This window comes from Aphanothece hegewaldii CCALA 016, from assembly GCF_003007785.1.
Classification (GTDB): Bacteria; Cyanobacteriota; Cyanobacteriia; order Cyanobacteriales; family Microcystaceae; genus Chroococcus; species Chroococcus hegewaldii.
In genome coordinates this window covers 35,120-57,133 of record NZ_PXOH01000027.1, presented here as the reverse complement: position 1 = coordinate 57,133, position 22,014 = coordinate 35,120, and the positions used below count along the sequence as shown (strand labels likewise).

15 protein-coding genes and 1 pseudogene are annotated in these 22,014 nt (G+C 34.5%); 9 read left to right on the top strand and 7 right to left on the bottom strand.

Translation table 11 applies throughout. The annotated features are described in order from the left end of the window. The first annotated feature begins 263 nt into the window (after positions 1-263). The 4 genes from C7H19_RS19230 (at position 264) to glgX (ending at position 5,755) form a co-directional block, all read left to right on the top strand. On the top strand, positions 264-1,418 hold the full coding sequence (locus C7H19_RS19230; protein WP_106458549.1) for a glycosyltransferase: 1,155 nt from the start codon (positions 264-266) through the stop codon (positions 1,416-1,418). A gap of 21 nt (positions 1,419-1,439) precedes the next feature. Beyond that, positions 1,440-2,732 (top strand): glycosyltransferase, encoded by a 1,293-nt coding sequence (locus C7H19_RS19225; protein WP_106458548.1) that lies wholly within the window; start codon positions 1,440-1,442, stop codon positions 2,730-2,732. A 5-nt stretch (positions 2,733-2,737) separates the two neighbouring features. Beyond that, entirely contained in the window at positions 2,738-3,562 is an 825-nt protein-coding gene (locus C7H19_RS19220) for an MOSC domain-containing protein (RefSeq protein WP_106458547.1), read from the top strand. A 105-nt stretch (positions 3,563-3,667) separates the two neighbouring features. After that, positions 3,668-5,755 carry a glycogen debranching protein GlgX gene (gene glgX, locus C7H19_RS19215; protein ID WP_106458546.1) on the top strand — a complete coding sequence of 696 codons (2,088 nt, stop codon included), beginning with the start codon at positions 3,668-3,670 and terminating at the stop codon, positions 5,753-5,755. Positions 5,756-5,771: 16 nt separating this feature from the next. Here the strand turns inward: glgX and dnaN are convergent, their stop codons facing one another. Beyond that, a complete protein-coding gene (gene dnaN, locus C7H19_RS19210; protein WP_106458545.1) occupies positions 5,772-6,926 on the bottom strand; it encodes a DNA polymerase III subunit beta in 1,155 nt (384 codons plus the stop codon). Positions 6,927-7,009: 83 nt separating this feature from the next. Beyond that, on the bottom strand, positions 7,010-8,110 hold the full coding sequence (locus C7H19_RS19205; protein WP_106458544.1) for a glycoside hydrolase family 10-like protein: 1,101 nt from the start codon (positions 8,108-8,110) through the stop codon (positions 7,010-7,012). 50 nt (positions 8,111-8,160) lie between these two features. On the opposite strand from C7H19_RS19205, the gene C7H19_RS19200 reads away from it, so the two are divergent. Both C7H19_RS19200 and C7H19_RS19195 read left to right on the top strand, forming a co-directional pair. Next, positions 8,161-8,832, top strand: coding sequence for a Uma2 family endonuclease (locus tag C7H19_RS19200; RefSeq protein ID WP_106458543.1), 672 nt, complete (start codon positions 8,161-8,163; stop codon positions 8,830-8,832). 9 nt (positions 8,833-8,841) lie between these two features. Further along, a complete protein-coding gene (locus C7H19_RS19195) occupies positions 8,842-10,314 on the top strand; it encodes a phytoene desaturase family protein (RefSeq protein WP_106458542.1) in 1,473 nt (490 codons plus the stop codon). Between the two features lie 40 nt (positions 10,315-10,354). On the opposite strand, the gene C7H19_RS19190 is transcribed toward C7H19_RS19195, so the two are convergent. Together C7H19_RS19190 and C7H19_RS19185 are read right to left on the bottom strand one after the other, a co-directional pair. Further along, positions 10,355-10,678, bottom strand: coding sequence for a hypothetical protein (locus tag C7H19_RS19190; RefSeq protein ID WP_106458541.1), 324 nt, complete (start codon positions 10,676-10,678; stop codon positions 10,355-10,357). 73 nt (positions 10,679-10,751) lie between these two features. Continuing rightward, on the bottom strand, positions 10,752-11,399 hold the full coding sequence (locus tag C7H19_RS19185; protein WP_106458540.1) for a MarC family protein: 648 nt from the start codon (positions 11,397-11,399) through the stop codon (positions 10,752-10,754). A 91-nt stretch (positions 11,400-11,490) separates the two neighbouring features. Here C7H19_RS19185 and C7H19_RS19180 point away from each other — a divergent pair, with 91 nt between their 5' ends. Further along, positions 11,491-14,967, top strand: a complete 3,477-nt coding sequence (locus tag C7H19_RS19180; protein ID WP_106458539.1) for a WD40 domain-containing protein — start codon at positions 11,491-11,493, stop codon at positions 14,965-14,967. Here C7H19_RS19180 and C7H19_RS19175 read toward each other — a convergent pair. From C7H19_RS19175 to C7H19_RS19165, 3 genes are read right to left on the bottom strand one after another with little or no spacing between them, the layout of a single operon-like run. Then, entirely contained in the window at positions 14,957-15,385 is a 429-nt protein-coding gene (locus tag C7H19_RS19175; protein WP_106458538.1) for a plastocyanin/azurin family copper-binding protein, read from the bottom strand. The two genes, C7H19_RS19180 and C7H19_RS19175, sit on opposite strands and share 11 nt — an antisense overlap. 54 nt (positions 15,386-15,439) lie before the next feature. Continuing rightward, on the bottom strand, positions 15,440-16,312 hold the full coding sequence (locus C7H19_RS19170; protein WP_106458537.1) for an S-methyl-5'-thioadenosine phosphorylase: 873 nt from the start codon (positions 16,310-16,312) through the stop codon (positions 15,440-15,442). Positions 16,313-16,366: 54 nt separating this feature from the next. Then, positions 16,367-17,155, bottom strand: coding sequence for a pentapeptide repeat-containing protein (locus tag C7H19_RS19165; RefSeq protein WP_106458536.1), 789 nt, complete (start codon positions 17,153-17,155; stop codon positions 16,367-16,369). A gap of 232 nt (positions 17,156-17,387) precedes the next feature. Between C7H19_RS19165 and C7H19_RS27125 the strand changes: the two are divergent. Beyond that, a pseudogene (locus C7H19_RS27125) lies at positions 17,388-18,926 on the top strand (SNF2 helicase-associated domain-containing protein); the annotation flags it as partial. Between the two features lie 6 nt (positions 18,927-18,932). Beyond that, positions 18,933-21,917, top strand: coding sequence for an SNF2-related protein (locus tag C7H19_RS26875; protein ID WP_342752309.1), 2,985 nt, complete (start codon positions 18,933-18,935; stop codon positions 21,915-21,917). The last annotated feature ends 97 nt before the right edge of the window (positions 21,918-22,014 follow it).

Below are 22,014 nucleotides of genomic sequence, written 5' to 3'. Positions count from 1 at the left end.
CTTTGTTTCTCAGGACGGTCTCCTTTCCATTTTTTGACAGGTTAATTAATTTTCTATCCTCAAGTGACAGAAGAGGGTCTTATCTCAATTCCTAAATCATTTGTACTAAACCAGTTTTAGTATCTACCAGATGAGCTAAAAATAGTGTAAGATAAACTGCTGTTGCTCAAAGATTTTCCCTTCAAAAATAAATTTAGGACAATAAGCATTTTTTAAAGATACAATCTTATAACTGATGAGCTAGTAAGGAATTCTTTTTAAAAATGCAGACAAATCAAGACATAAACCGTTCGTCTCTTCCCAAAATAGCGATCTATTATCCTTATTTTTTAGGAGGTGGTGCGGAAGCTGTTGCACTTTGGATGCTAGAGGCTTTAAAAGATAATTATGACTTAACGCTATTTACTTTCTCAGATGTTGATTTTAACAAGCTAAATTTAATGTATGAAACTCATCTTTCAAATGAACTGATTAAAACTCAAACAGTTTTTCCTAAATCTTTAAATCATTTTAGTAACTTTCTCACGTCTAATAATCCACATTTTAGACAATTTTCTTTACATTCTGTTTTGCGGTTAATTAAATCTAAGCGAGATGATTATGATCTTTTAATTTCCGCTTACAATGCCGTAGATTTAGGAAAGCCTGGATTACAATACATACATTGGATTAAAGTAGTAGAAGGAGAAAAGTTAGCTCAAAAATATTATAATAAATTGTCCGATTTTTCTGTAGAGCGACTTAAACAAAATATTTCTTTGGTCAATTCTCAAGTAGTCCAAGAACAAGTTTCTTTAAATTATAATATTGAATCAACCGTTGTTTATCCTCCAGTTGTAATACAAACTCATGATATCCCTTGGGAAGAAAAAGAAGATGCTTTTATTTGTAGTGGAAGATTAGTAAGAGCAAAACAACCTCATAAAGCGATACAAATTCTTAAAGCAGTTCGAGAAAAAGGTTTTAATGTCAAATTATATCTAACGGGTGGTGGGGGTGGCGGACAACAAGATTATATCCGTTTTCTTAATAAAATGATTAAAGAAAATTCCTCTTGGGTTAAACTTTGTAAAAACATGAGTTATGAGGATTATACAAAAGTTCTTTATAACTGTAAATATGGACTACACTATAAGCAAGAACCTTTCGGGATTTCTGTAGCAGAAATGGTTAAAGCAGGGGTCATTCCTTTTGTTAAATCTTCGGGTGGACAAATTGAAATTGTCGGCAAAGATAATCAAGATTTATTTTATAAATCTGATGAGGATGCCGTTAATGCTATTGTTAAAGTTTTGCAGAATCAAGACAAAATTATTCAAATTAGACAATCTTTGAAATTGCAAAAAGATTTATTTTCTACTGACAATTTTATGAGCCAAATTAAACGAATTGTTCAACAAAACTTAAATCGTATATAAATATTTATTTAAAGGAAAAATATGAAAATTATTATACCTATTGAATTTTACAGAAAAGGTGGTGTAGAAAGAGTCATTATTTCTTTAGTCATTAGTTTAATTAAATATGTTGATCAAATTATTTTAGTTCTACCTAATAAAGAAATACCATACTTTAAATCTTTACTTCCAGAATCTGAAAAAATATGTTATGAAGATTTTCAACCCTTAAGTTTTAATTTACCATTAAAAATCTTAAATTTTTTAGGACGAGATGCGATTCCTTTTGAAAAAATTGCAGGAGCAAAAGCAAAAATATATTTAAGTAACAAAACTTATCAAGTAAAAATTCAAACTAAACTAAATGAATTAATTCAAAAATATCAAGCAAATTACTGTATTTATGGAATTATTAATAAGATTAATCCTCCAAAAGTTAATGCTAGTTTAAGTGGCATCGCTTATGATTTATTCTGGATGTTTGCTCCTTTAACATATTCTGAAGAGTATCGTCAAAATTATAATGAACCGTTAGAAAAATGGCTAAAATCTGCCGATATAATTTTTACAATTTCTGAAAAAACACGTGATGATATTTTAAAAGTTTTCCCTAACTCTAAATATCAAAAAAAATTAAAACCAGTTCCCTTGTCTGGTTATTTAGTAAAAAGTGATGAAAATTATATACAAAATGAACAAATCAATACACCTAGCCAAACAGTACAGTTTTATTTTCCTTCGTCTTTTGGAATTTATAAAGATCATCTCACTCTTTTAAAAGCAGGTGTTATATTAGCTCAAAAAAATCTAAATTTTAAAATTATTTTATTAGGACGAGAAACCGATGGTTTAATTCAAGGACAGTTAAAACTATCACAGCAATCAAATACACAAGAGTATGCAGATTATATTAATCAATGTCAAGAATTATACAATCAGCATCAGGCAATTTTTGATAAATATTTTGAAGGTTTAGGATACTGTGATTATGAAAAAGTAGAATATTTATATCAGGGTAGTTCTTGTGTAATTATGACTTCTCAATATGAAGGATTTGGGTTAGCGGTTTCTGAAGCTATTGTACGTGGTTTACCTGTTATTGCCTCAGATTTAGATGTCTTCAAAGAACAAGTAAATTTATATCAATGTTCAGATCGCGTTCGCTTATTTCCCGTCGGAAATGTAGAAAAACTAGCGGAATATATGGAAGAATTTATTAAAAATCCTCTGCCAAAATTAGCAGACGCAGAAATTCAAGAACGCTTTTCCCATTGGACTTGGGATACAGTAGCACAAGCTTATATTAACGCTTTACAATCAATTGACAAAAAGTAAAAAATATGATAGTTTCAGAACTTAATATCTATCCAATAAAATCTTGTCGGGGTATTAGCAAAAACCAAGCAGAAATCACTCAAAAAGGGTTTTTGTGGGATCGAGAATTTATGCTAGTCAATTCAGCAGGAAAATTCTTGACACAAAGACAATATCCTCAGTTAGCAACCGTTAAAGTAGAAATTCAGGATAGCCAAATTACTTTATCATCCTTAGATCAATCTTTAAGATCTGTTACTTTTAGTCCGACATTAATAGGAGAAAAAATTAAAGTAGAAATTTGGCGCGATCGCACAACTGCTATTTTGCAAGATGATCAGGTTTCCCAATGGTTTACGACTCTTTTAAATACACCATGTTATTTAGTTAGACAATCTCCTGATTATATTAGATCGATTGATGAAAATTATGCACCTAGTAATAATTTACCCGTTAGTTTGGCCGATGGCTATCCCTTTTTAATCACCAATACAGCATCATTAACCGAACTCAATAGAAGACTCAAAGAAACCTACAATAATGAAGCTCAAACCGTATCAATGAATCGATTTCGTCCCAATATCGTCATTGAAACAGAAGTCCCCTTTATTGAAACAAAATGGAAAATAATTAGAATTGGCGAAATACAATTTTCACTTGTCAAACCTTGTACTCGATGTATTATTACAACAACTGATCAAATCACTGGATATCGTAACCCTCTACAAGAACCTCTAAAAACATTAGGGACATTCCGTAAATTAGCCCAAGGTATTATGTTTGGTGAAAATATGATCCCTCTCAATTTAGGAATAATTCGCGTGGGTGATTCAATCGAAATTATAGAATAGTTAGAATGATTCGTTATATTTAAGATTTATAAAAAATCTAGCGTAAATGAGAATTAATACCCTAAAAGTGAGACGATGGGATAAACTATAGCCCAACTTAGACTCATGCTGTTCGCCACACTTCCCGGTAATAGTCATCCAATTGGTGCAACCGTTGAACCTGATGGGGTTAATTTCTGTGTTTTTTCAAAAAATGCCACAGCTATAGAATTATTGCTATTTGAGCAGCCTAACGATCCTAAACCCGTTATTACTATTCCTCTAGATCCCAACAAAAATCGCACTTTTTATTATTGGCATATTTTCGTTAAAGGAATTGGTGAAGGACAAGTGTATGCTTATCGGGCGCATGGGCCTTTTGAACCCGAAAAAGGACATCGTTTTGATAGTTCCAAAGTACTACTTGATCCCTATGCTAAATCGATCGTCGGTTATACAACATATAATCGAAAAGCAGCGATCAAGCCAGGGGATAACTGCGCTAAAGCCTTACGGAGTGTAGTCGTTGATACAAGTAACTATGATTGGGAAGGAGATCACCCGCTACGCATTCCCTATTCCCAAAGCGTAATTTATGAATTACACGTTGGAGGTTTTACCCGTCATCCTAACTCTGGTGTGAAGAGCGAAAAACGCGGAACTTATGCCGGATTAATCGAAAAAATCCCGTATTTAAAGAATTTAGGAATTACCGCAGTCGAACTATTACCTATTCATTATTTTGACCCAGAAGATGCGCGACCAGGATTATGTAACTATTGGGGATATAGTACGATCGGATTTTTTGCACCCCATCGAGGCTATACTGCTGATAAATCGGGAGTTGGGGCGGTTAATGAATTTCGGGATATGGTGAAAGCCTTACACCGCGCAGGAATAGAAGTGATTTTAGATGTCGTTTTCAATCATACCGCCGAAGGGAACGAGCAAGGGCCGACTCTCTGCTTTAGAGGATTAGATAACGAAGCGTACTATATTCTAGAACCAGACATGATTCACTACGCTAATTATAGTGGTTGTGGAAATACTTTTAGAGGAAATCATCCCATCGGAGGCGGCTTAATTTTAGATTCCTTGCGCTACTGGGTATCCGAGATGCACGTAGACGGATTTCGTTTTGATCTTGCCTCCGTTTTATCTAGAGATTCGCGGGGCTTTCCCATTGAAGCTCATACCATTAATATGAATCATATCATCTGGGCGATCGAATCAGATCCCGTTTTAGCAGGAACAAAACTAATCGCAGAAGCTTGGGATGCAGCAGGTTTATACAGTGTTGGGCAGTTTGTCGAATATGCGGACTGGTTTTCCGAATGGAATGGCCCCTATCGAGATGATATCCGTCGTTTTGTCAAAAGTGATGCGGGAATGATTCCTAATTTAGCCGCAAGAATTCTAGGAAGTCCAGATATTTATCACCGACAGGATACCGATATTAACCGTAGTATCAACTTTTTCACTTGTCACGATGGCTTTACGCTCAATGATTTAGTTTCCTATAACGAGAAACATAATGAAGCGAATGGGGAAAATAGCCAAGATGGAGCCAATCATAATTTTAGCTGGAACTGTGGCATTGAAGGGCCAACCGATGATCCAGAAATCGAAGCATTGCGACTACAACAAATCAAAAACTTTTTCACCATCCTTTTTATGTCCCAAGGTACTCCAATGATCCAAATGGGGGATGAAATTCGACGTACCCAAAAAGGCAATAATAACGGCTATTGTCAAGATAATGAATTAAGTTGGTTTGACTGGAGTGGTGTTGATCAAGAATTTGACCTGTGGTGCTTTGTACGGCGATTAATTAATATTACCCAAAATTTGCAACTTTTCCACCAAGAATGTGTTCTAGAGGTCACAGATGCCAGTCACAAACCACATTTATCATGGCATGGTATCAAATTAGGTAAACCAGACTGGTCAAAAGATTCTCGTAGTCTTGCTTTTTCTTTGCATCATCCTAAAGCGGGGGAACATTTACACGTGATGATGAATGCTTACTGGGAAACCTTATCTTTTGAATTACCTGTATTAGGTAAAAACGAAAGATGGTCGCGCATTGTCGATACTGCCCTTCCCTTATCAGAAGCCGTTTGTGAGTTAGAGTCGGCAACGGATGTGAAAGAAAAAACCTACTCAGTGGCAGGGCGTTCAACGGTTGTTTTAATGGTCAAACCTCTTGCGTGAACTACCCCGCGTTAGTTTAATTGCGTATTTGGACAGGCATGACCAAATAAGTCATTTTTAAGCCATCTAACGGACTAAAAATCACCGGTTGAGTACTTTCATTCAGTTGCATTGATATCTGAGATGCGGGTAATGCTTTTAAACCATCCATCAGATACTTGACATTAAACGCAATATCTGTATTGTCTCCACTCATTTCGGCAGGCATTAGTTCCTTTGCACTACCAAGATCAGGAGATTCAACGGATAAGGTTAATTGTCCTTTATCCCCATCGAGACTAAATTTAACTAAATTATTTTTTTGGTCGGCTAATACGGCAACTCGTTCTAAACTACTTAATAATCGTTTACGTTCTAAAGTCACAGAGCGATCGAACTTTTTCGGTATAAGTTGTTGATAAGCGGGGTATGCACCTTCTAACTTACGACTGGTTAACTTTTGATCCCCAATTTCAAAGATAATCTGTCCTTCATCAACGCGCAGCGTCACTAAATCTGTGGTTTGATTAACCGATAGAATACGTTCTAATTCCCGTAAAGTTCTCGCGGGGATAGTAACCCCAAAACCTTGAGTAATATTAGAGGTTTCGGCCTCTTCTAATGGAGTTTGTACAACGGATAAACGATGACCATCGGTGGCCGCAAATTCTAAACTATCGGGTGTCCCAGTCAGATGAACTCCTGTCAAAACTTGTTTGGTTTCATCGGTACTCGCAGCGAAAAGGGATGCTTTTAGACCCTCAGTCAATGCAGTAATGGGTAAAATAATTGTTTCTCCATTCTCAATAGAAGGAAGTTGTGGAAATTCTGTCGCAAGCATTCCTCTAAGCTGAAACCGTCCTGAAACAGAGGTTAGCGTGGCTAAAATCTGTTCTTCTGCGTCGTCTTGTTCCTCCACAACAAGAGTGATTTCACCATCGCTGAGACGAGATACAATATCATTAAGAAGTTTTGCGGGTAAAGTAACTGTCCCACTTTCAGAAACGGTGGCTTGAAAACTGGTTTTTATCCCTAAACTCAGGTCAAAAGCAGTAAGGCTAATTTCTCCTTTTTCTTCATCTGCAACAAATAAAACGTTTCCTAAAACAGGATGATTTGGACGAGAAGGGACAGCACGACTAACCAAGGAAAGGTTAGTATTTAATTCATTTTGGGCGCAGGTAAATTTCATTGGTCGTAATCAGCCAGTTCGATAGTTTAATTGTACTATTGTAGGATAAGAGTCACGATCTATTATTATCGCTTATTCAAATTCTAAGTATCGTTGGTTGTACGACAAAAAGTGGGAAGTGAAGCCATCCGATCATATACTCCCTTTGTTTTTAGTGCCCTTGCATTAGCTTTATTGTGGGCTAATAATCCTTCATAGTGAAAGAATACCTGACCCTGTAATCCTTTTTTACGATTAAGTTCAACGCATTTTAAAATATCATTTGGTGTTAAGTTTACCCCATTTGCTCTAAAAGCAATACCAGGAGAGATTTTAGCTTTTTGAATTGTATCCAAACTTAGATTTATTTTATTAACTTCAATTTCATACCTTTGAAAATTCTCCCGATAAAATTGTGGATGCAGTAAATCGACAATTCCTAAGTTTAACCATGTTGGAGAATCTTGTAATAAATGATGATAACAAAAAGGATATACAGCAGGTGCCATCGAAACAATTAAATTAGGATTAATCGCTTTAACTTGAAAATAAAGACGACGTAAAAATAAAGTAAGTTGATTTGCTCTCCATTGCATCCATTGTTGATCTTTTACATTTAAAGGGGGTTTAGCTCGATTTCCGTATTCTTGTTGATATATTTGTAGTGTTGTCTCATCATAACCGCCACCAATGGGCATAGCAGGAAAGCGATCGTCACCTTGAATCCCATCTACAGGATAATTTTGTACAACTTCTAAGATTAAATCTAACATAAATTGTTGTACTTCTGGATGTAAACTATTCATCCAAGTTAAACCACCTTTGATAACTGGATTTTTTCCTTGATCAAGAGCTAACCAATGAGGATTTTTTTCGATTAAATATCCACCATCAACAATAGGAGAAGCAGCAAAACCATATTCAAACCAAGGAATAACAGCAATATTTCTACTATGTGCTTCTTTGATTAAAATCTCTAATGGATCAAATTTATTTGTTTTAAAATAAGGAAAAGTTTTACGAAATCCTTCTTGCTGCATTCGTTCACTTGGATATAAAGTATAACCTTGATTCCACATCACAGGAAAAACAACATTAAAGCCGCATTTCTGTAAAAAATTCATACTTTGAGCAATATTCTCAGGTGACATCAATACTCTACTATGAGGAATATTAGGAATCCAAACACCGCGTATTTCTTGCATAATTAATTGTTTTTTGTAATAATTAATATTAGATATATTTTGATGAAATTATGATTTCTTCTATTTCTGTTGAATCAGAATCACAAATATCTTTAATACCCGAATGGAAACCCGCTACTTGGGATGATTATCTTGCTTATCGAGATGATCCAACAATCGAACGGGTTAAACTATTTTTTTATCATAATCAACTTTTGGCAGAAATGGGCGGCGAAGGCATCAATCATTCAAAATTTGCTGACTTGTTAATCATGATGCTATTTGTCTGGTTTACACAGCATCCTGAGCAAGTTTTTTGTTCATTTAGTCGGTGTCAAATTGAAAAACCAAAAACAAAAGCAGGCGCACCAGATTTAGTATTATATATTGGTGATAACTATCCACGATGGGAAGAAGGAGAAAAACGATATATTAATTTAGAATATCATCGAATTCCTAATTTAGTCGGTGAAGTTGCTGATACTACTTTAGCTACAGATTTAGATGAAAAAAAACATCTTTATGCAGAGTTAGGTATCCCTGAATATTGGGTAATTGATGTTAGAGGAAAACGGGTAATTGCTTTTATCTTACAAGACAATAATACATACAAAGAGATTGAAACATCTGTGGCTTTATCTAACTTACCGATAAAATTAGTAGAACAAACAATAAAAAAACTCGAACAAGAATCTAATGTAAATGCTGCTAATTGGTTCGCTCAACAAATTAAAAATCTATAAGCTTTAAATATGGAACCAGAAATCATTATTATTGGTAGTGGAATTGGTGGTTTATGTGCGGGATCAATCTTAGCTAAATATGGCAAAAAAGTTTTAATTTGTGAAAGTCATACGATTGCTGGTGGTGCTGCACATAGCTTTGTTAGACAAGGGTTTCACTTTGATTCTGGCCCATCTTTTTATTGTGGTTTAGGTCATCAAAATCCGAGCCGAAATCCCCTAAAAGAAGTCTTAGATTTAATCGAAGAAGACATAGAAGTGATTCCGTATGATCCTTTAGGATACTATCATTTTCCTGAACATACATTCCCTGTTTATTGCAATTTAAAAGACTATCAAAAAGAAATTGCAAAAATTACACCTCAAGGAGCAAAAGAATTAGAAAAATTTTATGCACGTCTTCTGGAGCTATATGATTGTTTAAAAGATATATGTTTACTAAAATTAAGAGCAGATTGGCAATTAATCCCCAATTTAATCTTAAACTATGCTCCAAGTTTATTAAAAACTTTACCCCAATTAAAAATTATCAATTCTTCGGTGGGTCGAGTCATGGATCAATATATTACCGATCCTTGGGTGAGACGTTTAATAGACTTAGAATGTTTTTTACTTTCGGGTCTAAAAGCTTATGGTACAATTGCGCCAGAAATTGCCTTTATGTTAGGGCAACGGAATCAGAGGAATGTAGAATATCCTGTTGGTGGAAGTGGTGCGATCGTTGAAACATTAGTTAGAGGATTTAAAAAATTTGGTGGTGAATTAAGATTAGGGACTCATGTAGAGAAAATCTTAGTCAAGTCAGGAAAAGTTAAGGGTGTAAAACTGCGTAATGGTGAAACAATACAAGCAAAAATAGTAATTTCTAATGCGACAGTTTGGGATACATACCAACAGCTATTAAACCCCGAAGACTTACCCCCATCCTATCGAAAAAATGCCATAGAAACACCAGCGATAGAAAGTTTTATGCACCTACATTTAGGGATAAAAGCGGATGGTTTAGAAAATTTAGCGGGTCATCATGTGGTTGTACATCAAACAGAAAAAGACCTAACTGAAGCGGGAAATACTTGTATGATTTCCATTCCTTCTGTATGGGATAAAAAATTGGCACCCAATGGACATCATGTGATTCATGGGTATACATTAGAACCCTATTCTAATTGGCAAAAAGATCAAGGATACAAAGAAAAGAAAAAAGAACGATCGCAATCATTATACAAAGCTTTAGAAAAAATCATCCCAGATCTTCGCGCCAGAATTACCCTAGAATTAATTGGGACACCTTTGACTCATGCGCGTTATTTGCGTCGTTATCAGGGAACCTACGGCCCTGCAATTGCCGCAGAACAAGGAATGTTCCCCAGTTGTCACACCCCCATTTCGGGACTATATCGCGTCGGTGATAGTACCTTACCTGGAATTGGTGTACCTGCTGTCGCTGCATCAGGGATTTTATGCGCCAATAAATTATTATGAATCAAAAAAAGGGTGGGATAGACCCACCAAAAGAAGATTTTTAGACTTGTTCAGCAACAGGAATAGCTAAAGAATCTTCAAATTCATTTTGTACTATCGGACTAGATACAGGAGAAAAATGATTAAGACGACGCGCAACAACCCAACCCGTAGTCAATAAACCTACTGTTGCAGCAATGCCAAACATCATATCAGAGTGAGTTTTTTTGATAGCAAAGGGTAAGGGACTATTGGGGTTATTTTGTAGATCAAGTGTACCCGAATTGCGAGCAAATGGACAAGCAGCAGCAGCATCATTATGTCCTAAAACAGCAGTAACAGAGATACCTAGAACAATAGCAGACAGAGCTAGGGTTTTTTTCATATTGCTTTAGATTAGTGTTGAGTAAGTCTTTGTTTGAAATTATAGTAAATAAAAGAGAATTGAAATAAAATTTTTAGCTTTTTGTTATCAGTCCCAAATTTTTGAAAGCCTTTAAAATTACGTCTACTGCTAATCCTGCTTGTAAAATTGCCAAAATCCAGCCAACAATCTGCAAAGTTGCGATACCAATCCACCGCATGATATGGTCTGCTAGTAACATTCCGATAAAATTAAGTGTCATAATCAGTAATAATAAGCCAAAGATTGTGATTTCGAGAGCTAAATTATTGCGTGCGATCGACATAAAGAGTAGAATAGCAACTACACCGTAGGGTGTGACGATAACGGGAACAGCTAAAGGAGAAATTGCTAACAGGCGAAGGGGTTTATTTTCCTGAATTGCAGATGTTTGAGGTGTTGAAGGCTTAGAAAAATGCGAGACAATTTCAAAAGCTTGGATAAACAAGAAAATACCGCCTACGATGAGAATTGCATCTAAAGAAACTTTCCAAGTATCTAGAATATGTAGACCAATTAAAGCAATAAGCCCAGCTAAAATTGCTCCGATTAAACTACTTCTTAAAGCTAGGAAAAAACGGTCTTTTTGTTCAAGGTTTAGGGCTATTTTGTAGAAAACAGGAATTGTCTTCATTGGTCCCAAAGTCAAAAAGAAAATTGTAAAGATATATTGAATTTGGGGTAATTCTTGAAATTCATTCATATTTGTGAAAAATTAGATTTAATCTAAACATATTACAACAGTTAATTAACTAATTTTGTTAAACTGAAATAATATTTTATACAGTTCATCAATGACATACGAATATCGCATCGGTGGAAGTTTAGCCTACAACCATCCGACATATGTTGAGAGAAAAGCGGATAAAGATTTATTAGAATCCCTCAAAGCTGGTGAATATTGCTATATTTTTAACTGTCGTCAGATGGGGAAATCTAGCTTACGGGTTCGTACAATACACCAATTGCAAAAAGAAGACTTTATTTGTACATCAATTGATATTACCAGCTTGGGGAGCGAGGTTAATCTACAAAAGTGGTACAATGGCTTGATTATACAGCTTTTTTTAGGATTTAATTTAGGTAAAAAGTTTAACTTAAAAGCTTGGCTAAAAGAGCGAGAAGACATCCCACCCGTTCAAAAACTTAAAGATTTTTTAGAACAGATTATATTTGTCGAATTTCCACAACAAAAAATTATTATTTGTTTTGATGAAATTGATAAACTAATCAGTTTAGATTTTTCATCCGATGATTTTTTCTCTTTTATTCGCTTTTGTTATAATCAAAGAGCCGAAAATAAAAATTATGAACAATTAACATTTGCTTTATTTGGGGTAACGACTCCATCAGATTTAATCCGAGAAAAAACTCAAACATCTTTTAATATTGGTCAAGCTATTGAATTAACTGGTTTTACACTAGCAGAAGCAAAACCTTTAGAAGAAGGATTAATCGAAAAAGTAGAAAATCCTTATTTAGCTTTAAAAGAAATTATTTATTGGACAGGTGGGCAGCCTTTTTTAACACAAAAAATGTGTCAATATGTAAAAAAATATTCAGACTTTATTTATTTAGAAAATCAGTCAGAAATTATTACAGAAATAGTCAATACATCTTTAATTGAAAATTGGGAATCACAAGATGAACCCGTACACTTTAAGACTATTAAAGATCGCTTGCTACGAAATGAGCAAAAAGCAGGAAGATTATTAGGACTTTATCAGCAAATTCTTAAACAAGGTTGGATAGAAGTTGATGATAGTCCAGAACAAACCGAATTAAAATTATCTGGTTTAGTCGTTGTAAAAAATAATAAATTAGTTGTATATAACCCAATTTATCAAGCTATATTTAACCAAGAATGGTTGATGAAACAATTAGAAAAACTTCGACCTTATTCAGAAGCGATTAATGCTTGGGAGCTATCTAACTATGAGGATGAATCACGCCTTTTACGAGGACAATCTTTAAAAGATGCTTTGGTTTGGACAGTCGGAAAAAGTTTATCTAATTTAGATTATCAATTTTTAAATGCGAGTCAAAAACTCGAACAAAAAGACATAGAAGTTAATTTAGATACAGAACGAAAAGCTAATCAAATTTTAACCAATGCTAATCAAAAAGCCAAACAGATGATCCGCGTTGGTTCAGTCATTTTAGGAATATCTTTGATCAGTGCGATCGGTTCTGCGATCGCTACATTTCAAGCCTTAGAAAAGCAACAAGAAGCACAATTAGGTACACAACTTCAGCAAACTAGCGAGACAGCATTAAGACAGTTTCAGTTTCAACAATTAGAAGCTTTAATATCTTCAATGCAAGCGGGACAGCAACTCAAATCTATTGTCAAAGATCAACGTATTTTAGCTCAATATCCTACCACCAGTCCAATGATTTCGCTACAACAAATATTAAGACAAATACAAGAAAAAAATCAATTAGAAAGTCATCAACAAGCGGTTACAAGCGTGGCTTTTAGTCCCAATAATAATTATTTAGCAACAGCATCTAGAGATAATACTGTTAAACTATGGACTCGACAAGGACAAGAATTAAGAACATTAAAAGGACATCAAGGGGCAATTTATGGTGTAGCATTTAGTCCAGATAGTAAAACAATAGCAACAGCGTCTCAAGATAGAACAATTAAATTATGGAATTTACAAGGAAAAGAATTAGTAACATTACAGGGACATCAAGGATCAGTTTATAGTGTTAGTTTTAGTCCCGATGGTCAATTTATTGCCAGTACATCGAGAGACGAAACAGCGAGACTCTGGAATTTAAAAGGACAGCAATTAAAGGTTTTTCGAGGACACCAAAAATCTGTAGATGATGTTAGCTTTAGTCCCGATGGAAAAAAAATAGCCACAGTTTCACGAGATGGTAGTTTAATTATTTGGAACCTAGAAGGAGAAAAATTATTAACCATTCAACAAAAATCTCTTCCTTTTTATAGCGTTAGTTTTAGCCCCGATGAAAAATATATAGCCGCAGCCACCAGCGATGGAATTACTAAAATGTGGAATTTGCAAGGAACACTTGTATTAACCTTAAAAGGACATCAAGAAAATGTAAATAGTGTTAATTTTAGTCCAGATGGAAAATCGTTAGTAACTGCTTCTAGCGATGGAACGGCTAAAATTTGGACTCTACAAGGTCAAGAAATTACAACCCTTAAAGGACATCAAGAACCTGTCTACGAAGCAGTATTTAGCCCAGATAGTCAGTATTTAGTAACAGCATCTAGTGATGGAACGGCTAGAGTTTGGAAAATTCATTCACCTTTTTCTACAGAAAAGAATGTATCAGAAATAGGAATTACTAGCGTTGGTTTTAGTACCGATGGAAAAGAAATCGTTAAAGCAAGCAAAGATGGTTCTATTTATCTAGAAAATGTTCAGAGTAAACAAATTTCTAAATTTCCATCTGATTTAGAATGGATTTATGATATTAATTTTAGTCCAAATAATCAAAAAATCGCCGCCGCTTCTAGAAATGGTATTGCTAAAATCTGGGATATTAAAGGAAATGTATTAGCTGAGATTGAAATTGATTCTACTCCCGTTTATAGCGTTAGTTTTAACCCCAATCAGTCAGAAATTGCCATTGGTTTAGGAGATGGTAGAGTGGAAATATGGAAGATTCAAAATCAAAAACCTCAACTTAAAAAAAGTATTCAAGTTGATATTAATCCAATTTCTAGTATTGCTTTTAGTTCTGATGGAAATCAATTAGCGAGCGCTTCAAGAGAAGGAATAATTAAACTTCTAAACTCTGAAAAACAACTTAATATTAATATTTCAAGCAATCAAACTAGAATTGAGCAAATTATTTTTAGTCCTGATGGTCAAAGAATAGCGACTGCATCTCAAGATGGTACAATTAAATTATGGAACGGACAAGGACAATTAATAACGACTCTTAGAGGTGATTTATTTCCTGTCAATAGCCTTGTTTTTAGTAATGATGGAAAATTATTAGCAACAGCATCTAGTGATGGAACTGCTAGAATTTGGGACGAAAAAGGACAACTAAGATCAGAATATAAAGGAGAACAAAATAGTCTTTTAGGAATTTATTTTACATCCAATAATCAAGAAATTATTACCGTTACTCAAAATGGTAAAATTCAAAAATGGCAAGTAGAAAATGAATTATCTAGACTAAATTATTTACTCAATCAAGGTTGTCAGTGGTTAGAAGATTATCTAAATACTCATCCACAAGAACGAGAAAAACTAAAAGTTTGTCAGCCTAATTCGTAATAATAATTTCTCCTGTCATTCCTGCTTCTGTATGTCCTGGAATAGAACAACGTAACAGATAAGTTCCTACTTTTTGTGGCACAATTACCCATTCTGCTACAGCAGTTGGTTTTAATTCTAATTCATGAATTGCCCCTTTAATCTCAACTTTTCCCGCTTCAACTTTTTGTGTCCAACTCGCATCAGCAAAATCTTTAGCCGTAAAATAATGTTTTGTTGGACTAGGATTATCTAAAATTAATTTATATTTTTGTCCAGCAACAAATTTAAGATTTTCTGGAAAAAACTTTAATTCTCCTGCTTTATTTCCTAAACTGACATTAATTTCAGTTGGTAAAGTTTTAGCAAATGCAAATGATGATTCAAGTGTTAACCAAAAACAGAATATTATCGCAATTAGTTTCAGTATTTTTCCCATAATATTTTTTACTGTAGGGGTTTGATCGCCAAACCCTAACTAAAAATTCTACGACTACAAATATTTTTGCAAGAATAAAGATAGCTTTTCTTTAGTTTCAGTGGGTGCTTTTTCTAAAGGAGTAATGATTGCATATTTTAAAGCAGAATGAGCCGTCGATACAAAAGGACGATCGCTAATACGGTGTACTGTTTCTTGAATCACTTTTTGAGCATTAGTCGCATTTTTATGTAAGTTGCCAATGACCATTTCTACAGTTACTTGATCATGCTCAGGATGCCAACAATCATAATCGGTAACTAAAGCTAAAGTAGCATAAGCAATTTCCGCTTCTCTGGCTAATTTTGCTTCTGTTAAATTGGTCATTCCGATAATACTTGCGCCCCAACTTCGATACAAATTAGATTCAGCTTTCGTCGAAAATGCTGGCCCTTCCATACAGATATAAGTTCCGCCACGATGCAAATCTACATCAGTTAAATTTAAACTTTCCACCGCATCCGCTAAAACTTTTGCTAATTCCAAACATACGGGATCACCAAAAGCAACATGACCGACAATTCCCTCACCAAAAAAAGTAGAAATTCTATTTTTTGTGCGATCAATAAATTGATCTGGTACAACTAAATCTAATGGTTTCACTTCCTCTTTTAGAGAACCCACCGCCGAAGCTGAAATAATGTATTCTACTCCTAATTGCTTCATGGCATGAATATTAGCCCGAAACGGTACTTCTGTAGGGGTTAAATGATGAGTGCGACCATGACGCGCCAAAAAAGCAACCGTAACCCCATCTAATGTACCTGTAATGATGGCATCAGACGGAGAACCAAAAGGAGTATCTAGAGTAATTTCTTGAACATCTTTGAGAGCCTCCATTTTATAGAGTCCACTACCGCCAATGATGCCGATTTTTGCTTGTACCATGATTAAAAATTAGCGAGATTACTTAACTATTGTAAGTTATCAGTTTTGTTGCAATCAAAGAGCGAAAAAGGCGAACTGTGCCAACTGGATAAGCAAACCGCCCACCGACTGTACCACCTGTTCAAACTGACTGACTCCCTCATCTGGTTTTAACGCCTCCTTCATCGCTATCATTCCTTGAAGAAAGTTATCAGATGCTTCTAAACCCGTTGCGTTTTGTTGTTCTTCAAATAACAGCGCCGCCATTTGAGCACTTTGTTCCGCTTGTTGCTCTTTGCCCATCCGATAATAAGAGATGCCACGAGCTAAATAAGCAGGAGCATAATTTTGATTAATTGTCAAGGCTTGGTTAAAATGCTCAATTGCAACACGATGATTTCCCGCTTTGGCTTCTAAAAGTCCCCAAGCATAGAAAGTATCGGGTGTACCTGCACTGACTGGAATTCCCGTAGCCCCTTGTAAATAAGAAGTACTGATGTTCGCTCCCGTTAAATTGGCATTGACTAAGTAGGTATTTCTTAAATCTGTACCATTTAACATCGCTCCGTTGAGGTTGGCCCCACTCAAGTTAGCCCCGTGTAAAGATGCCCCGCTTAAATTAGCCCCGCTCAAATTAGCCCCACTAAGATTCGCTTGACTGAGATTCGCCCCACTCAAATTAGCCCCGCTTAAGTTCGCTCCACTCAAATTCGCCATCACTAACCCTGAACCGCTTAAGTCACACTGCTGACATTGCTTAGTTGAAAGCAGTTGGGATAAATGTTCTATGTTTTCGGCTTGGGCTGCGACTCCCAAACTAAAGGGCATTAAAATAGCAAGAGAGGTAATTAAAATTTGCTTCATATTTTTTAACTTAATTGAGTCATAATTTAGACTTGTCTTACTTTAAAAGAAAACCTTGAGAAAAAGGAAAAGGTCAACTACAATACAGTATAATTACCCAATTTCCGAATTGTTGGGGCTTTCGCTATTGCTACTTACTTGTATTTTGCAACAGCCTTGACAAGGCTTCTATTAGAAGTGTACCCAAAGATTTAACTTATTATTCATTCAGATCAGGAATTTATTAAAACAAATGTCTACTCTACATGGCAGTTGGATTGAAAATCAGTATTTTTTCATTTGGGGCGAAATCTGGCGCACTGTAGAAACAGAAACGCTTTCTCTAGAATCTAATTCTGATGGTATTTCTGGGCATCCTTTTAATTTGACTCTTCCAGAATTACATTCATTTTTACGCTTGCATTCATTCGATGTACAAAAATTAGGAACGGAAAAAGTTATTAATATTACTTTACCGAGTTATAAACCGTATCGAAAAAAATATACTTTACCCTTATTATCGAACCAAGTAAACGAAGAAGCCTTTAATAAAACTACTTTTATATTACAACCTTGGCAAGTGAGCGGACAATTATTGACTCCGTTAGAAACCGTTGATTTTTTCTCCCAAATGTCGTTAGGCGAAGTTTCTTATTTAGGTCAAGATATCCAGTTTTGGAGTCATGTTTATCGATGGATTTTAGATTTACTAGCGAGAGGAAAATATATCCCAAGTTGTTTACCCCAAACGGGAGAAAATTTTTTAAGTTTTTGGTATCCTTTATTAGATAGTACTCTCGATCAAGCTCGTTTTGCAAGATTTACTCAAGCAATGCCATTGATTTGTAAATCCTATTTATCTGGCAATAATTTAGAAGATTTTTTGAGTAATGAAGAAATTATTTTAAGCTTTTTAAGAGAAATATTAGACAAAAAAATCCGTCAAACCATAGAAACACCAACTAATTTAGCTAAAAATTTAGAAGTGTTACCTTGGCTACAATCATTAACACAAAGTTCTAGAGATTTTCAAATTTCTGAAAACTATATTAAGCGATTAAATCATGCTCTTGATAACTGGACTTTAGCCATTCAAGATTATTTAGTTACACCCGATAATCAACAGTTAGGACAAAATCAATATAGAGTTTGTTTTGTTTTAGAACCACCCGCACCCGACATAATAAATTATGGTGATGCAAATTGGTCATTAAATTATTATCTACAAGCCTTAGATAATTCTGATTTTCTCATCGATTCTCGTCAAATATGGACACATTTAACCGATAGTTTTATAGTTCAAGGTCGAGAAATCAACCAACCTCAAGAAACCTTACTAAAAGGATTAGGTTTAGCCTCGCGTCTTTATGAGCCAATTGCCAATAGTTTATCAGAAAGTCAACCCATCAAATGCGAAATTGATCCCATTCAAGTTTATCAATTTATTAAAGCGATCGCGTGGCAATTACAAGATAATGGATTAGGTGTAAAATTGCCATTAGGGTTAGAATCAGGAAATAGCGAACAACGCTTAGGAATCAAAATAGAAGCCGAAGTAACACCCAAAAAAGGCGAACGATTAAGCCTAAAAAGTCTGCTTAATTATAACTTAAAAGTAGTCGCGGGAGATGCGGTTATTTCTAAGCAAGATTTTGAACAATTATTACAACAACGCTCACCCATTGTTAAAGTTGATGAACAATGGATTATGCTACAACCGACGGATGTTAAAGCAGCCCAAGAAATTCTCAATCAAACCTATGAAACGATTAATTTATCAGTAGAAGATGCTTTAAGAATGAGTATTGGTGATAATAATATTATTGCTAAATTACCCGTCGTTAATTTTGAAGCATCAGGAGTTTTAAAAAATTTAATCAACAACTTAATGGATAATAAATCCATCGTACCAATTGAAAAACCAGCAGGATTTAAAGGAGAATTACGCCCTTATCAAGCTAAAGGTGTTGGTTGGTTAGCTTTCTTAGAACAATGGGGTTTAGGTGCGTGTCTCGCGGACGATATGGGATTAGGAAAATGCGTCGCTAATGATACACTTATTTTGATTAATGGAACACTACAAAAAGCCGAAGAAATTTGGCAAACTTATGCTACTGATGAAATTGTTTTTGATGGTGAAGGTTTTTGGTCAAACCCTAAAGCACCTTTATCGGTTAACTCCATAGATGAAAAAACAGGAAAAATTGTACAATCATTTGTCAAATCTTTATATCGACAATTGGTACATGAAAAACTGAAAAAAATTACTCTTCAAGATGGAAGTGTGATTACAATTACACAACAACATAAGCTATTAACTCATCAGGGTTGGAAAAATAATTTAACTGAAGAAGATTATATTTGTGTTCCTTCTAAACAGATTTGGCGAGGTCAATTACAAGATTTTGATTTAATTAAAATGTTAGCTTGGCAAATTGCGGAAGGATATGAATCAGAAGAAAACGGACATCTTGCGATTAGTCAAAAAAATGTAAGGCTTTTAGAGGAGTTATTAGATACTTATATTTTTCTAGCAAAAAAATATAATTTTAAAGCCAATACTCCTCAAATAAAAATTGAGCAAGAAAAAACACCAGCTTTAAGAATTTGTAGTATTACTTATCGTCATTTTCTTGAGGAAAAAGGGTACATTTGGGGTAAAAGATCAGCAGATAAATCCATTCCAGAATTTATTATGCAATCTGATTTAGAAAATGTCAAAGTTTTCTTAAGTCATTATTTTGACGCTGAGGGTTCTGTCATTCCTCAAATGAGATCAGTTGAAATTAGTACAGCATCACCTATAATTATTCAACAACTCGCAAGTTTATTGCGTCGCTTTGAAATTTGGTTAAGAATTTCTGCTAAACAAAAATGTGCTACTAATGGAAGTAAAATTTATAAAACTTATTATATAGGTACATTTGGTGGCAATTCAGCGCGTAGATTTTTACAAAAAATTGGGTTTAATGAGCGAGTCAAACAACTAAAATTGGAAAAAATATGTTTAGAAAAAAATAATACAAATGTTGAAGGTATTCCCGCTTCTAAAATTGTCGCTGAAGCCGTCAGACAAACACAATTACCTATCCGTCATTTGGGGATTAACAATACTGTTTATATTAATGGTTCTCAGCAGTTTAGTCAAACAAGTTTAAAACAAGTTATTCAAAGTATAGATTCTATTATTACAGGGAATGCTGAACAAGAATATCGTAAGTTAAAATTATCTAAATGGACAAATAATACTTTAGAAGCTTATCTTAATATAGATAATATATACTTACAAAACACTAAAAATGAGCTGGAAAATTTATTAAATCAAGAAGTCTTTTACTGTGCCATCAAAAAAATAGAACAGATTGATTATACAGGTTGGGTTTATGATTTAGAAGTTAGTGAGTATCATAATTTTGTTGCCAATAACATTTTATGTCATAATACGATTCAAACAATTGCTTTTCTTTTAAATCTTAAGCAAAATGAAATGTTAGCCAAACCAACTCTTTTAATTTGTCCAACTTCTGTAGTAAATAACTGGGAAAGAGAAGTACATAAATTCGCGCCGACACTTTCAACAATCATTCATCAAGGCAATCAACGTAAAAAAGGAAAAGCTTTCCTAAGAGAGATTAAAGATAAAACATTAGTGATTACAAGCTATCCTTTAATCTATCGGGATGCCGAAACATTAGCACAAGTTGAATGGCAAGGAATTGTATTAGATGAAGCGCAAAATATTAAAAATCCTCAAGCGAAACAATCACAAGCTGTACGCAATTTAAAAGCAGGTTTTCATATTGCTTTAACAGGGACACCCGTCGAAAACCGTTTAGCAGAATTGTGGTCAATTTTAGATTTTTTAAATCCTGGTTTTTTAGGTAGTCAATCCTTTTTTCAGCGTCGTTTTGCAATTCCTATCGAAAAATATGGAGATCGAGAATCACTAAAAACATTACGCTCATTGGTTCGTCCCTTCATTTTACGTCGTCTCAAAACTGATCAAGAAATCATTCAAGATTTACCCGAAAAACAAGAAATGAATATCTTCTGCGGTTTATCAGAAGAACAAGCGAATTTATATCAAACTCTAGTTGATCAATCATTAATAGAAATTGAAGAAAAATCAGGTATTCAACGACGAGGACTCATTTTAAGTCTTTTAGTAAAACTCAAACAAATTTGTAATCATCCCTCCCATTTTCTTAAAGAAGATCAAGTTAATACCGCACAAAGATCGGGGAAAATGTTACGTTTAGTAGAAATGTTAGAAGAATTATTAGCGGAAGGCGATCGCGCTTTAATTTTCACTCAGTTTGCGGAATGGGGAAAACTTATGCAAACTTATTTAACAAAAACATTAGGACAAGAAACCCTGTTTTTATACGGACAAATCCCGCAAAAACAAAGACAAGAAATGATCGATCGCTTTCAAAATGATCCTAATGGTCCACCGATATTTATTCTATCACTCAAAGCGGGTGGAACTGGCTTAAACTTAACCCGTGCTAATCATGTTTTTCATATTGATCGTTGGTGGAATCCAGCAGTAGAAAACCAAGCAACCGATCGCGCTTTTCGCATTGGACAAAAACGCAATGTACAGGTACACAAATTTGTTTGTACAGGTACATTAGAAGAGAAAATTAATGACATGATTGAAAGCAAAAAACAATTAGCAGAACAAACAGTCGATGCAGGTGAAAACTGGTTAACTGAATTAGATACAGATCAACTCCGAAATCTTTTATTACTTGATCGTAATGCTGTTATTGATGAGTAATACCAAATCCTCCATAAATCCAGTTAAAAAGTAGGTTTGGAGACCAAACCCCTACAATATTCCTGTTTGGCGACAATTTCTCTAAATTTGGTATTAT